At 34.3% G+C, this 14,989-nt stretch carries 13 protein-coding genes; all 13 read right to left on the bottom strand.

What is annotated here, in order from left to right:
- Positions 1–24 precede the first annotated feature (24 nt).
- The 13 genes from ACZ5EP_RS05135 to ACZ5EP_RS05075 all read right to left on the bottom strand — a co-directional run bounded on the left by ACZ5EP_RS05135 (position 25) and on the right by ACZ5EP_RS05075 (position 14,979).
- On the bottom strand, positions 25–666 hold the full coding sequence (locus tag ACZ5EP_RS05135; protein ID WP_464508233.1) for a Crp/Fnr family transcriptional regulator: 642 nt from the start codon (positions 664–666) through the stop codon (positions 25–27).
- Complete coding sequence (locus ACZ5EP_RS05130) at positions 666–1,919, bottom strand: homoserine dehydrogenase (RefSeq protein ID WP_464508232.1); 1,254 nt, start codon at positions 1,917–1,919, stop codon at positions 666–668. The genes ACZ5EP_RS05135 and ACZ5EP_RS05130 overlap by 1 nt, the downstream gene beginning before the upstream one ends.
- A complete protein-coding gene (locus ACZ5EP_RS05125) occupies positions 1,912–3,114 on the bottom strand; it encodes an LL-diaminopimelate aminotransferase (protein WP_464508230.1) in 1,203 nt (400 codons plus the stop codon). Before ACZ5EP_RS05125 ends, ACZ5EP_RS05130 begins: the two co-directional genes overlap by 8 nt.
- The gene (locus ACZ5EP_RS05120) at positions 3,111–3,884 is read right to left on the bottom strand and encodes a hypothetical protein (protein ID WP_464508229.1); all 774 of its coding nucleotides are present in this window, start codon (positions 3,882–3,884) and stop codon (positions 3,111–3,113) included. Before ACZ5EP_RS05120 ends, ACZ5EP_RS05125 begins: the two co-directional genes overlap by 4 nt.
- Complete coding sequence (locus ACZ5EP_RS05115) at positions 3,881–4,663, bottom strand: helix-turn-helix domain-containing protein (protein WP_464508228.1); 783 nt, start codon at positions 4,661–4,663, stop codon at positions 3,881–3,883. The genes ACZ5EP_RS05120 and ACZ5EP_RS05115 overlap by 4 nt, the downstream gene beginning before the upstream one ends.
- Entirely contained in the window at positions 4,653–5,315 is a 663-nt protein-coding gene (rlmB, locus tag ACZ5EP_RS05110; RefSeq protein WP_464508227.1) for a 23S rRNA (guanosine(2251)-2'-O)-methyltransferase RlmB, read from the bottom strand. The genes ACZ5EP_RS05115 and rlmB overlap by 11 nt, the downstream gene beginning before the upstream one ends.
- Positions 5,316–5,445: 130 nt before the next feature.
- Positions 5,446–6,597, bottom strand: a complete 1,152-nt coding sequence (gene metK / locus ACZ5EP_RS05105; protein ID WP_127679582.1) for a methionine adenosyltransferase — start codon at positions 6,595–6,597, stop codon at positions 5,446–5,448.
- Positions 6,598–6,985: 388 nt separating this feature from the next.
- On the bottom strand, positions 6,986–9,244 hold the full coding sequence (metE, locus tag ACZ5EP_RS05100) for a 5-methyltetrahydropteroyltriglutamate--homocysteine S-methyltransferase (protein ID WP_464508226.1): 2,259 nt from the start codon (positions 9,242–9,244) through the stop codon (positions 6,986–6,988).
- Positions 9,245–9,338: 94 nt separating this feature from the next.
- Positions 9,339–10,457, bottom strand: a complete 1,119-nt coding sequence (locus ACZ5EP_RS05095) for a hypothetical protein (RefSeq protein ID WP_464508225.1) — start codon at positions 10,455–10,457, stop codon at positions 9,339–9,341.
- Complete coding sequence (locus tag ACZ5EP_RS05090; protein WP_464508224.1) at positions 10,454–11,098, bottom strand: uracil-DNA glycosylase; 645 nt, start codon at positions 11,096–11,098, stop codon at positions 10,454–10,456. Before ACZ5EP_RS05090 ends, ACZ5EP_RS05095 begins: the two co-directional genes overlap by 4 nt.
- Positions 11,064–12,557 carry a mechanosensitive ion channel family protein gene (locus tag ACZ5EP_RS05085; RefSeq protein ID WP_464508223.1) on the bottom strand — a complete coding sequence of 498 codons (1,494 nt, stop codon included), beginning with the start codon at positions 12,555–12,557 and terminating at the stop codon, positions 11,064–11,066. Before ACZ5EP_RS05085 ends, ACZ5EP_RS05090 begins: the two co-directional genes overlap by 35 nt.
- A complete protein-coding gene (aroB, locus tag ACZ5EP_RS05080; protein ID WP_464508222.1) occupies positions 12,554–13,579 on the bottom strand; it encodes a 3-dehydroquinate synthase in 1,026 nt (341 codons plus the stop codon). Before aroB ends, ACZ5EP_RS05085 begins: the two co-directional genes overlap by 4 nt.
- A gap of 8 nt (positions 13,580–13,587) precedes the next feature.
- Positions 13,588–14,979 (bottom strand): COG3400 family protein, encoded by a 1,392-nt coding sequence (locus tag ACZ5EP_RS05075; RefSeq protein WP_464508221.1) that lies wholly within the window; start codon positions 14,977–14,979, stop codon positions 13,588–13,590.
- Positions 14,980–14,989 lie beyond the last annotated feature (10 nt).

The following is a 14,989-nucleotide window of genomic DNA, read 5'->3' as shown; positions in this document are numbered from 1 at the left end:
GGCACTTATTATTTTTGATAGTGTTTAACTTTCATTTAGTTTACTTTTTAGTTTCTCAAAATCATTTACTTTTATCGATTTTTCACAATAGCATATTATTTCTTCATTTTTTAACTTACTGAGTATTCTGCTGAGTGTTTCAGCGCTCATTCCTAGCTCTTTTGCAAGCATGTATTTTTTCTTTCTAACGAATTTTTGCGGGAAATTAAGAAGTGTATATATGACTCTTTTCGTTGCGTCAAACTTTTGAAGTTTGTTAAATTCCAGCTCCTGCATAATCTGATTACTGAGCATTTTAATGATTCTGTCGCTAAACGGCGGATTTGAGATATATTTTTGGAATTTAGAATAATCTATTTTGATTATTTCGCTTTCATTTTCACTGACGGCGCTAAGACAGTATTGCCTGTTTTGTATTTGTGAAATTAACCCGAATATGTCACCGCATCCGAACTGATTTTTAGGAATGATGTTGCCTTTAAGGTCTACGTCATACATTAGCACCTGTCCGTATACAATTCCGTAAAAATAGTTTTCTTTTTCACCTTCATAAAATATTATCTGGTCTTTACTGTAATGTTTTATAGTTGAAAAAGAAGAAATTTCTTTTAAAAGAGATTCTTCTATGTTGAAAAAAAGAGAAATTTTTTTAAGTTTGTTAATCACTAGTCTTCTATCCTGATGTAGTTAATAGGTTTGATTACGAAATCAAGATTTTCTATTTCTTTTATTGCTTTTTTTATTTCTTCTTCTACACATTTGTGTGTTGAAAACAGCAGTTTTACATATCCGTTTTTAGGTTTTTGAAGAAAACTTTCTATTGAAATATTGTTTTTGGCAAGTATATTTGCGATTTTTTCAAGAACGCCTAGTTTGTCGTTTACCGCAATTCTTAAATAATATTTCGTTTCTATTTTATTTGACGGTTTTAGTGTTACTTTTTCGTTTTCAAGAGGTTTTTTATAGCCCAGCATTGGATTTACATTTCCTCTTGCTATTTCTATAATATCGCTAATAACAGCACTTGCCGTAGCGTCTCCTCCGGCTCCCGGACCGTAATACATTGTTTCTCCCACAACATCTCCGATTACGCTTACGGCATTCATTACTCCGTCGACTTTTGCAATCATCTGAGAATTTTTAATTAAAGTCGGATGTACTCTGAGTTCAACCTGATTTTCTATTTTTTTGGCAATACCAAGAAGTTTTATTTCGTATCCGAATTCTTTTGCAAATTCTATATCGGTAAGATTTATATTTTCAATGCCTTCTATTAAAATATCTTCTGGTTTTGCATCTATGTTATAAGCAATACTTGCCAATATCAGCAGTTTGTGTGCAGCATCAAAACCGCCTACGTCAAATGTCGGGTCTGCTTCTGCATATCCGAGATCCTGCGCTTCTTTTAGCACTTCTTCGTAATTTCTTCCGTTTTTCATTTCAGTAAGAATATAGTTGCAGGTACCGTTTATAATACCTTTTATTTCTTCAATATGGTTTGCGCTAAGGCCGTCTCTCAGAGCTTTTATAATAGGTATGCCTCCTGCGACGCTTGCTTCGTATTCAAACGGTGTAGAAGCAATACTTTGAAGTTCAAATCTGTGATAAGCTAAAAGAGCCTTGTTTGCGGTTACTACTGCTTTATTGTGTTTAAGGGCGTCTTTCACCACTTCATATGCTTCGTTAACTCCGCCCATAAGTTCCACTACTATATCTATTTCCGGGTCCTGTGTAACTTCTTTATAGTTATCGGTAAGCTGAATATCAATAGCTCTTTTTTTGTTTAGGTTTCTTACTACACCGGTTTTGACGATAATTTCTTTTCCGGCTCTGGCTTTTATAAGATCTTTGTTTTTTTGAATGTTTTTAACAACGCTTTGTCCTACTGTTCCGACTCCGACAATTCCTATTTTAACCATCAAAATCCTTTAAAAATTGTTTAATGTTTTTAGCCGCCTGGCGGATTCTTTTTTCATTTTCTATTAATGCTATTCTTACATAGTCATCACCGTATGCACCGAATCCTATACCGGGACTTACCGCAATGTGCGCTTCGGTTAACAGTCTTTTAGAAAATTCAAGGCTTCCGAGATGTCTTACTTTTTCAGGAATTTTTGCCCATACGAACATACTTGCATTAGGCTTTTCTATTTCCCATCCTGCGTTTGCAAAACTTTCTATAAGCACGTCTCTTCTTTGTCTGTATGTTTCAACTATGTCTTTGACTAAATGCTGATAATCTCTGAGTGCTACAGTAGCCGCTACCTGTATAGGTGTAAACATTCCGTAATCAATCCATGATTTGTATTTTTGAAGCGCTCCTACCAAAACAGGGTTACCTACAATAAATCCTACTCTCCATCCTGCCATGTTATAGCTTTTGCTGAGAGTGAAACTTTCAACCGCCACTTCTTTAGCACCTTTTGCTTCGAAAATACTTGGAGTTTTATAACCGTCGAAAGTAATATCCGCATATGCTATATCGCTTATGATATAAAGTCCTTCTTCTTTTGCGAAATCTACAGCGCGCTGATAAAATTCTTTAGTAACAGTAACCGTTGTAGGGTTATGTGGGAAGTTTAATACTAAAAATTTTGGTTTTGGAACGGCTTCTATCATTGCGAGTTTAAGCTGTTCGAAAAATTCGTCTTCTTTCAGTTCGTATTTTTCATTGTATTTAAGTTCTACTTTTCTAACACTTGCACCTGCAAGCATAAAAGCGTATGAATGGATAGGATAGGTTGGATCCGGGACAATCGCCACATCACCCACATTTGTAATCGCCTGGGTTAAATGTACGTAGCCTTCTTTGCTTCCCATTGTAACAACTGCTTCGGTTTCCGGGTTTAGCGATACATTATATCTTCTTGCGTACCAGTTGCAGATAGCTTCTCTTAATTTATATATACCTTTACTTACAGAGTATCTGTGGTTTTTAGGTTTCTGTGCCGCTTCAATCAGTTTGTCTACTATAGGCTTGGGAGTAGGGCCGTCGGGATTTCCCATAGAAAAGTCTATAATGTCTTCTCCCGCTCTTCTTGCCTGAAGTTTAAGTTCGTTAATTACTGCAAAAATATAATTAGGAAGTCTTTCTATTCTTTCAAAATGGTTCATTTAATTCCTTTTATATAAATTCCTCTTTTAAAGTTTTCTTTTGAAAATGTGTCTGTAATTTTAATATAACTGCATTCTGCCGGTATATTTATATAAATGCTTCTTTGAGGGTTTTGTTTTGAAATTATATTTAAAATATTCAGATTTCTGTCATAAAATACAATGTAAGGATACCATTTGTCAAACTTTGAAGATACAATAAGCATTTTTCTAAAACCGTTAGGATTTAACCAGTAAACGCCTTTTGCGTTTAAAAGTTTTGTTTTTTTGTCTATAACTTTTAAAGCATCCAGTTTCTCGTTTGTGCAGTCTAGTGTGTATTTGTAATTTTTGTCTTTTTTTATACCTATGATTTTACATCCGTACTGTGAAATAGTATTTGTAAATAAAAGAGGGTCTATATAATGTGTTGATTTCATTTCAAGGGTTAATGAATAAGTATCAGATTTTTTAGTTATCTGTACCGGATAGAAATAATAATAGCCCAGTGAATCCAGTGTTTTGTATAAGATTCTTGTATTGAAAACCGGATCGCTGTTTTTGAATACAAAAGTCGGATGAATCAGTTTCGGTTTATTGAAAAAAATTTCTAAAAGACCGTTGTTTTGCAGATATTTTAATGTTTTTTCCAGCGACGGTTCGTTTAAAACCGGTTTTAGCAGTTCATAATAAGTATTAAACTTTTCTTCGCCTATCAAGTCTTTTATCAGTTTTGCATTGTTTGCGTATAAAAACAGAACACTTATAAATACAAAAATCAGTTTTTTCATTTTTCATACCTGTTTGGATATTTTAAATATTCCACTTTTCCGTTTTTTAACAGCAGTCTTACTATTTTTTTTGTCTGAGGAGTTATGGTTTTGTCTCCGTAATCTATTGTAATATTACCGTGGCCGAATTTTATATACCAGTTTGGTCCTATCAGTGTTTTTGGATTGCTTGTCAGATATTCCACAGTTTTATTGTTGTCTAAATTTACAGCCTTAAACCATACTTTTTCATTTGGGAAAATTTTGACCGTTTTTGGTATAGCCGTTTGCTGAGAGTGCTGTATTTGTGTTTTTGTCGTTTGTTCCGCTTTGGCCGCCTGTTTTGAAGTATTGTTTTCTTGTGTTTTTTGTGTTGTAATATTGTTTTCGGAAGATAGGTTTTCTTCATTATTCGGCATATAGGCAGTTTTATTTATTGTGTCTGATCCGCTTTTTGAATTGTAAGTTTTGTAAAGAAGATAAGCACCCAATGAAAATAATATCAGCGCAAGTATAAATAACAGCAGCGTATTATGCTTTTTTGGCTCTTTTAATTCTGCTTCTTTTTTATCGGAAGTCTGAGTAGGAGTATGGTTTGTGGACTGATTGTATTCTTCTATAAGTTCGCTTAAATCTACATCAAATTCTTTTTCAATTATTCTTACGAATCCTAAAAATTTAACTCTCGGTATTTTTTCAAACTCTTTATTTTTTATAAATCTTAATGATATGGGAGATATTCTTGTCCGTTTGTTTATTACCTCAATTGAGTACTGTTCAAAAAAGTCTTTAGCATTCATTTGTGATCCTATCTATTAGTATTCCGGCAGCGACTGATACGTTTAAAGAGTCAAATTCGTTTTTCATATCTATTGTTAAAATTTTATCAAGTTTTTCTTTGACTTTTTTCTTAATTCCTTCACCCTCATTGCCTAAAATCAGGGCTGATTTTTCTGCTTTTACTTTACATTCTCCGTTCATATCGGCCCCAATAAGCGTATATCCTTTGGTTTTTAAAATATTAATAAGCTCAAGTATGTTTTGATAAGAGATGATTTTCATATCAAGTGCGGCTCCGGCGCTCATTCTTATAATCTGAGGCCATTTAAGATCTTTAATTCCTGTAATTATCAGCAGATCAATTCCCAGTGCATAAGAAGTTCTGACAATTGCTCCTATATTTCCCATATCGGTTACACCGTCTAAAACGACAATTTTTTTACCGCTTATTTCCCATTCCTGAGGAGTGAAGTCTATCTTTGCAAAATAACCCTGATGATTTCCGTTTCTGCTTATTTTTTGTGCAGTTTTATTATCAATAAAATTTATTTTAAATTTCTTCAGTCTGTTTAATTCTTTTTTATCAAGTTTTTTTGCTATTAAAAGTTCTTTAACAATATCGCCGTGTTTTTGAATTATATATTCTACTACTCTTTTTCCGTAAACTATCATAGTCGTATTTTACCATAATTAAGAATTGAAAAGTTAATAATAAAAAGTAAAAAATAAGCGAAAGATATTAAGGTTATTAAAGGTTATATATAAAAACCTAAATAACCTCAAAAACTTTGAAAATAATATTTTATTTAAGTCCTAAAAAATCTTTTATTTCTTCAACTTTATTCAGCTGTTCCCAAGAAAATTCTTCTCTTCCGAAATGTCCGTAAGCAGCTGTTTTTCTGTAAATAGGTCTTAACAGATCAAGTGAATCTATAATTCCTTTTGGTGTAAGATTGAATATTTTTCTTACCGCGTCTTCTATTTTTCTCTCATCCACTTTTGCAGTACCGTGAGAGTCTACATAAATACTTACGGGTTCTACCACACCGATTGCATATGCGATTTGCACTGTTATTTTTTCTGCCGCTCCTGCCGCTACTAGGTTTTTGGCCACCCATCTAGCTGCGTAAGCTCCGCTTCTGTCAACTTTAGTAGGGTCTTTTCCGCTGAATGCTCCTCCGCCGTGAGGCGCTGCTCCTCCGTATGTGTCAACAATGATTTTTCTCCCTGTAAGTCCTGCGTCTCCCTGAGGTCCGCCTATTACGAATTTACCTGTAGGGTTAATGAAATATTCTACGTTTTTGCTTAACATATTAGCCGGGATTATTTTTTTTATTACTTCTTCTATTACCGCTTCTTTTATTTCAGAATAGTTAATATCCTCTTCGTGTTGAGTAGAAACTACAATTTTTTCTACGCTTACAGGTTTGCCGTCGACGTATTTTACGCTTACCTGTGCTTTTCCGTCAGGTCTCAGCCATGGAATAATAGCTTCTTTTCTGGCAACTGAGAGTCTTTTTGTGAGTTTATGTGCAAGCATAATCGGAAGCGGCATAAGTTCAGGTGTTTCAGTACACGCATAACCGAACATCATTCCCTGGTCGCCAGCTCCTATTTCTTCTCCTCTTTCAACCCCCTGTCTGATATCAGGACTTTGTTCTCCGATTCCGTTAAGAACTCCCGCAGTTCTGTAATCAAAACCGTATCTTGCATCGGTATATCCTATTTCTCTTACCACTTCTCTTGCGATTTCCTGCATTGGAGCGTAAGTTATTGTTTTAAGCTCTCCCGCTATAACACAAAAACCGTTGCTAAGAAGTGTTTCACAGGCTACTTTTGCGTTTTTGTCTCTTTCTATAATATAGTCTAATATTGCATCACTGATCTGGTCTGCCATTTTATCCGGGTGGCCTTCAGTTACAGATTCACTTGAAAAAAGATATTCTCTCATAATAAAATCTCCTTGAGAATTTTTAATTAGAAGTATAGCATAAAATGAGTTGTTAAGTTGATAAGTGGATAAGTTGTTAAGGGAAAAGTCAGAAGTGAAAAATTACAGCTAAATAAATCATTTTAAATTTTTCATTTTACACTTTTCATTTTTATGAGGCATTCTTTAGAGGCTTTTCTTATAAAATTCAATACTTCCGGAGATGCAGTGTTGTATGAAAAAAACTGATAAGTAAAACGGTTTGTTATTTTATTATAAACACATTCGCAGTATTGATATTTATCAGGCAGGGAGGATGTCTGCATGCAGTTATGTATAAATTGGAATTTGAAATTCAGAGGATAATAAAAAGAAAAAGCAAAAAGGGGTAAAAAAAGCAGGAGCTTTTTCATTATTTAAGTTTAGCTCTTACTTCTTTTGCAGCTTTTACCATGTTTTCTAAGCTTGGTTTAACTTCTTCCCATTTTCTTGTTTTAAGACCGCAGTCAGGGTTAACCCATACTTTTTGGGCAGGTAACACTTCAAGAATAGCTTCGATCTGTTCTACCATCTCTTCAGTGCTTGGGATTCTCGGGCTGTGTATATCGTAAACACCAGGTCCGATTTCACCTTTGTATCCTCTTTCTTTAAAGATTTTAAGTAGGCTGTTGTCGCTTCTTGCGTTTTCGATTGAGATAACGTCCGCGTCCATATCTTCAATAGCGTCCATAATGTCGCTGAATTCAGAATAACACATGTGAGTGTGGATCTGAGTTTCAGGTTTTACGCTTGAAGTTGTAATTCTAAAGCTGGTAATAGCCCAGTCTTCATACTCAGCTCTTTTTTCAGCTCTAAGAGGATAACCTTCTCTAAGTGCAGCTTCGTCAACCTGGATAACTTTTATTCCTGCGGCTTCAAGAGCTTCAACTTCGTCTCTGATTGCTATAGCCATTTGATATGCAGTTGTTCTTTTTGGCTGATCGTCTCTAACAAATGACCAGTTAAGCATTGTAACAGGACCTGTCAGCATACCTTTCATCGGTCTGTCTGTAAGGCTTTGAGCGTATACAGTCCATTCAACTGTCATATCTTTTGGTCTAGAAACGTCTCCGAAAATTAGAGGTGGTTTAACACATCTACTACCATATGACTGAACCCATCCGTTTTGTGAGAATGCAACACCTTTAAGCTGCTCACCGAAGTATTCAACCATGTCGTTTCTTTCAAACTCACCGTGAACAAGTACGTCGATGTCGATTGCTTCTTGATATTCAACAAGGTCTTTAATCATTGCTTTGATTTGAGTTTTGTATTCTTCTTCGCTAATTACACCGTTTTTATAGTCTCTTCTTAGTTTTCTAAGTTCAGGTGTTTGCGGGAAGCTTCCGATTGTTGTAGTCGGAAGAATAGGGTATTTTAGATTTTCATGCTGAAGTTTGATTCTCTCTTCAAACGGTACGCTTCTGTGTTTGTCTTTGTCAGTAAGGTTAGAAACTCTATCTTTAACTACAGGATCGTGGATTTTGTCACTTGTTTTTCTTGTAGCGATTGCGATTTTGTTGCCTTCAAGAACTTCTTTTTCGTATTCGCTAAGCTCTTCATTTCTGAAAAGTTTGTCTATTACTCTGATTTCGTCAAGTTTTTCAAGTGCGTATGAAATCCAAGATTTAATATCTTCATCCATTTTTGTTTCGTATTTAAGAGTGTAAGGTACGTGAAGTAAACTACAGCTGCTTCCTACCATAATTTTGTCAGCTTCGTATGTTTCAGCGATGCCTTTTAGGAATTCAACAGATTTTTCGATGTCGTTAACCCATACGTTTCTTCCGTTAACGATACCTATACCTACGATTTTACCTGCATCAGCAAGTGCTTTGATGCTGTTTTCATTTCCTGCAACGAAATCTAAAAACATACCTTTAATAGGAGTAGTCGCAAGCACTTCGTTTGCTTCGTTTGAATGTTCGAAATAAGTAGCTACGAAAATATTGGCAAGGCTTCCTAATTTGTCGTAAACTTTTTTAAGTGTCTGAAGGTCTTTTTCGCTAGGGTTGGTTACGAAATAAGGCTCGTCAAACTGGATAGTGATGTTTTCGTCAAGTGATTTGATTTGAGCGATTAAATCTTCGTAAACAGGAAGCAGTTTTTCAATTATTTCATCTTCGCTGCCGTTAACGATTTTAGAAAGTTTTACGAATGTAATTGGTCCTACGAAGTTAACTTTTACATTAATTCCAAGCTCTTTTGCTTCATTGTATTCAATTTTGATTTTTTCGATACTTGCTTTGAAATCCATATTAATGTCAAGTTCAGGAACGATGTAATGGTAGTTTGTATTGAACCATTTAGTCATTTCCATTGCTTTGTGATTTGCATCACCTCTTGCTACCGCAAAGTTTTTGTCCATGCAGTTTTTAACATCGTTGTATCTTTCAGGAATAGCGTTTAGCATTGTCATTGCATCAATCATATTGTCGTAAAAACTGAAATCGTTAATACTGATCAGATCGATACCCGCGTTTTTTTGATAAGTCCAGTGTCTTTTTCTAAGTTCGCTTGCAGTTTTTTGAAGTTCCTGTGCAGAAATTTTGCCAGCCCAATATGCCTCTAGTGCCTTTTTAAGTTCTCTTTGCTCACCGATTCTTGGGAACCCGATAACGTAAGTTGCCATTAGTGTCCTTTTTTAAGCGGAATTATAGCATAAAAAAAGTGGTTAAGTTGTGAAGTAGGTAAGTTGTGAAGTGATAATTATTTTCACAACTTAATTATTCAACCTGTTTAAAAGCCCCGTCTATTATTCTGTAAAGTTTTGTTTTATAGTTTATCTGATTGTTAAATATATATATGTTAAAGTCGTTCATATAAAACTGGTCTTCTGAATTTTGTTTGTTGTATATTTTGTTGGCAAAAATACAGGCCGCGTAATTCATCCAGTTGTATCTTATATCTGAATTAAGCAAAGAAGCATCTTCATTGATAATCAAAGGAGGATGAATTATGGAATTGGCAATAAGCAGTTTTTGAATGTCAGCCGGCTGGGTCAGTACAATCATTAAAGGGTTATATCCCAGCTGCGGTGTTAGAGTCAGTTTGGTCTGGATTTCTTTTTGCGTAATGGTTGAAAGAACCTGGGCCGTTTTTCCTGCGCTTGTATTAAATATTACAAAAGAATTGTTCAGATCCTGATAATAAATATTCGGAAAATGATATACGGTATGAATATACGTCAGATTTTTTTCGTAATTTAGCAGTTTGTCTGATAAAAGAGTATGGTCAGCTATTACATCCGTTTTATCGTCAATAAACGAAGTAAGTTTTTGTATCTGGTCTTTGAAATCGATTGAGCCGAAATAGATGTTTTTAGCCGTTATGTTGGTTTCGTTTTTATTGATTAACGGCAGGTAAAAGGTTTTGTTATAGTCTTTTAATTTAGACAGCTGGTTTATGTCTGTTGTAAAATAAATAATGTCTTTGCTTTTTATTTTTGAAAGATTTGTGTCTATATTATAAAGGGTAATATTGTAATCTATTCCTTTTTGGGCGTAATATGCATTCAGGGCGTTCATTAAAGAAGGAATAAATTTAAAAAATCTCTGTTTGTTAATAACCACGGCAAAAGAGGCTTTTGAATTAAAAGAGACATAAGTGTCGTTGAAATCTTCTACGTCTACAATAGCGGTATTGTTGGTTTCGTTTATTTCCGCGCTTGTGTTTGTTTCTGCAGTTATATTCGTATCTGATACATTTGTTTCATTACTCTCGGCAATTACGGCGGTTTTGTTTGTTTCGGCCGAAGTTGTGTTTATATCGTTTGGAAGTTCGAAATTTAACTGCTGTGCGTTTAAAAATACCGCACATACTGTTATTAACAGTTTTTTCATCATAACATACTCTTTATTAGCAGGAAGTCTTTATAAGCCTCTTTTTTAGCTGACGGGTTTCTTAAAAGGAAACTCGGATGAAATGTAGGTATCACTTTTTTCTCCTTAAATTCGAATATCTGGCCTCTTACTTTGCTTATAGGCATATCGCTGTTCATTAAATACATAAAAGCGGTTTTTCCCAGACAAACCAAAATTTTAGGATTTATTATATCAATTTGTTTTAAAAGATACGGTTTGCACGTTTGGGCTTCTTCTATACTCGGCACTCTGTTGTTCGGCGGCCGGCATTTTACTATATTTGCTATATAAACGTCTTCTCTCGTTAATTCTAGCACATTTAAAATTATTTTGGTAAGCAGCTTGCCGGCTCTTCCGACAAATGGTCTTCCGGTTTTGTCTTCTTCGGCTCCGGGACCTTCACCGATAAACATTAAATCGGCATTTGGGTTGCCTTCGCCGAATACAACGTTCGTGCGGGTTTTGCTTAAATCACACAGTGTGCAATTAAGACATATTTTTTTAAGCTCGTCAAGCTGTTTAGGCATTTTGACTTCCGTTTCTTTTGAATGAAAACCTTCAAAATATTCCTCTCCGGCGGCTTTTAGATCATACAGGTGTTTCAGTTTTATCAGGTTCTTCATGTTCTCCTCTTTTTACTATTGTGTATGTAGGGTATGCTATCGTTATATCTTCTTCGTTATTGAAAGCTTCGATTATTTCCGCAGAAATGTTGCTTCTAAGATTAAGAGGCGTATAATTGTTAAGATACCAGCAGCTGATTCTGATACCGTTGTCTTCTATAAATGTATAAATTCTGGGCTCAACGTTTGCGTTTTTAATATGGTATTCCGACTTTAGTTTTTGAAGTCTTCTTTTGGTTATGTCGGTATAACCTTTTGAATATTTGCTTACTATTTCTTTTGCAAGATATACGGCTTTTTTATGGTTTGAATCAAACGTAATGGTAATGTCTATACCGTCCCATACCGTTGACATTCCGTGATGGGTGTAGTTAAAAACCGGGTTTGTAAATATTATATTGTTAGGAATAAAAACGATTCTTCCGGCTCTTCTGTTATACAGGTAAGTTGTAAGAGTTACGTCTTCGTAAATTACGATTCTGGTCATGGTAATGTCTATAACATCTCCCACTATTCTTACCTGGCCGTTTTGAAGATATATTTTTATTCTGTCTCCGACTTTAAAGTTTCCGCTGGTCATAATCACAAACCACCCGAAGATATTCATAAACCAGTCTTTCATAGCGATGGCAATACCTGCTGAAGCAAATCCCACAATGGTAATCAGATAAGTTGCGTTATTAATATAGAAAAATGAAATTATAATAAGGATGACTGTAGCGTTTATGAAGTTTAGTATTTTATTAGTTAAATAAAAAGACTCCTCTTTTACGTATTTTCTCACGGCTAATTTTATAAGCATGAAAATAAATATACTGATTGCTATTGAAATTACAAGGGATATGAGTTTATTGATTTCTTTATTGATCTCTTTTTTAACTTTCTGCTTGTATATTTTGGATTCGGCTTCGAGGGTTTTAAGTTTTGTTTTATAGATGTTGTTTATTACTATAAAATCCTGAATCGTCTGTTTAAGCTCGCTGTCTTTTATGTTCAGTTTTTTATTTAGTTTATCAAGCTGCAGCAGCATATTTAAAGTCTGTTTGAAATATTCATATGTTTTAAAGTTTTCATTTATTACGTTGTCTACTTCTTTTTCATAGTTCAATGCGTTAAATATCTGAAAAGGGTTGTTTACGACGGGAGGTTTCGGCAGCTCCTTTATTTTTATAAGCGTTGTAAATATATTTCTGTTTTTACTCAGCAGTTCAAGCTCTGTTTTTAGCTGGTCAAGTTTGTTTTTATATTTAGCCGGATTTCTTCTTGCAAGTTTTTCAAGCGTATAAATTTTGTTTTGAAGTTTTTTGTAATTTAAATAAGACTGATAGTTAATAAAAAATTCGTCTTTTTTTAACAGTTCGTAAATATTCTGCTTTTTTGTTTTCAAAGCTGTAATGTTGGTATCGTTTGTATTTGCAAACAGGGATAAAAAGAATAATAAAAAAACTATTATTCTCATTTAGCGAACTTTTCCAGTACTTCTAATATAATCTGTCTGTCTATGTTTTCTACTATTTTGTATTTTCCGATTTTTTCGGGAATTATGAATTTTATTTTATTATCAAGCGTTTTTTTGTCTGCAAAAAAATGCTCGTAAAATTCGTTAACATCTTTTATCTGGTATGAAGTCGGAAGCAAATGTTTTTCAAGCAGTTTTTTAATTCTTAACGCCTCTTCTTCGCTTAGCAGGCCTAATTTTACCGAAAGCTCGTTTGCCATCACCATACCTATAGCCACTGCTTCACCGTGCAGGTATGTTTTGTAGTTTGTCAGGTTTTCTATGACATGTCCGAATGTATGTCCGTAATTAAGAACGCTTCTTATGCCTTTTTCTTTTTCGTCCTGGTTAACGACCCATGCTTTGATTTCTACCGACCTTTTTATTATTTCTTCTATCTTAAGAGTCTCTTTTTCAAGATTTTCGAAAAAGTCTTTATCAAACATTACCGCCATTTTAATAACTTCTGCCATACCTGCCGCAAACTCTCTTTTCGGCAGTGTTGATAGGAAATGTGTATCGATGTATACGACTTCAGGCTGGTAAAACGCACCTATGAGGTTTTTGCCGTATTTGTTGTTGATTCCGGTTTTTCCTCCGACAGAACTGTCAACCATTGAAAGCAGGGTAGTAGGGATTTGAATAAAATCTATTCCTCTTAAAAAGATCGAAGCTGCAAAGCCGCTCATATCTCCTATAACTCCGCCTCCGAATGCTATAACAATGCTGTTTCTGTCATATTTTGCGTCGAACATCCTGTCAAGAGCATATGTAATATATTCCATTGTTTTATATTCTTCACCGTCCGGAATAGTGATGATTTTAAGCTCTTTTGCCTTTAATCTGTTTAAAAGATAGTTTAAATGATAACCGGCTACCGTAGGATTTGTTATTACGGCTACTTTTTTATCCAAAGTTATTTCCGGAAGCTGCTGTATCAGTATGTCGTATGATTTATTTGGCGTTTTGATGTGTACTTTCATTGCTGTCCTTATTTTACTGGTATTAAAAATTGATTGAATTTGTTTAAAAACAGGTATGAATATTCCATTTTAGGATTTAAAACCTGCCACAGTTTAGGCACCGGTTTTGTAGTAAACGGCGAAATAATGCACTGATTGTCTTCTTTGTTCAGTTCAAATATCGGATTATCTTTTGTTTTTTCAATGTGTACGTCTTTGAAATTAAACAGTTTTGCAAAATTCGTAAGATATTCAATTAGTTCGGTGTGTGTGTTTTCCGGGTCACCGTCTATGAACGTTAACGGTTTGTCAAGCTGAAATGAAAGGTCGAATATTACAGATGCTATAGGTTTGATTTCGTTTTCCTGCAGCAGTACTTTAATTCCTTTGCATTTTTTTATTGATTCTTCGCCTTTTTTGAAAATAGGAAGTTTAATATCATAGAAAAATGTTGAATATTTAAAGAAAAATTCGTTGTTTGTTACGATAAGACCGATATTATACGTATCTACGTCTTTTTTAAGGCATTCTTTGTATGATGTTTCGTAATAGTCGGAAAGAATTTCTATATTGTTGAATTTGTAGAGTTTATAAATCTGATTATTGATGGAAGGATTGATTATTTTTATAATAAGTTTTTTGTTTTTAAGTTTTCTGTGTAAAAACAGAGCTGATTTTAAAAGAGCCGATATCTCTTTTTGTTCCATGTTTTTCATATCAAGCAGCAGGTATATATTTTGTCCGTAAGGCTGCGGAAAGGCGCCTATGTTTTTTTTGATTTTATTAAAAAGGTCTTTAAGGGCTTCAGGCTCTCCTACAAGCAGCAGCTTGTCGTTTGGCAGTATCATAGTGTTTTCGTTTATGAGTCTCAGTTCGTTGTTTCTGTAAATGGCGGCGATTTTTGCCTCTTTGTTTTCCAGTTTGCTTGGATGCAGGTATACAAATGGAGAGTGGGGAGGCACTTCAACTTCCAGTATTTCTCCTATTCCCAGTCCTATATCCCTGGCAAAAAGTGGAACGCCGGGAAGGAAATCGATAACTTTATTTGTCAGAAGTTCAGGTATATCGATAATTTCTATATTGTTTTGCTGAGGTATTTCAAAATCTAGCCAGAATTTTACGAATAAAATAGGAACTTTTTTATCAAGGGAATTTTTCAGTATAAATTCGGCTTCTTTTTTATTTTTAACGAGTATAACTATTTTATTGAGGTTTTCTTTATGAAGCAGATTTTTATAAAGTTCGTATGCATAAAAATTTATCTTATAAAAAAAGAGGTTTTCTTTTTCGTTAAATCCGTTTTTGATTTCGTCTTCTTCGTATATTATGTGAAATTCGCCCAGATTTAAATAATTATCCGAAATTTTTTTAATAAGCAGAGTCGCTTCCTGACAGCCTGCAAATACTAATATTTTATTCAAGCAGTTCCTT

The organism is Nautilia abyssi, from assembly GCF_055388085.1.
Note: the sequence above shows the minus strand (reverse complement) of the source record. Positions and strands in the feature narration are given on the sequence as shown.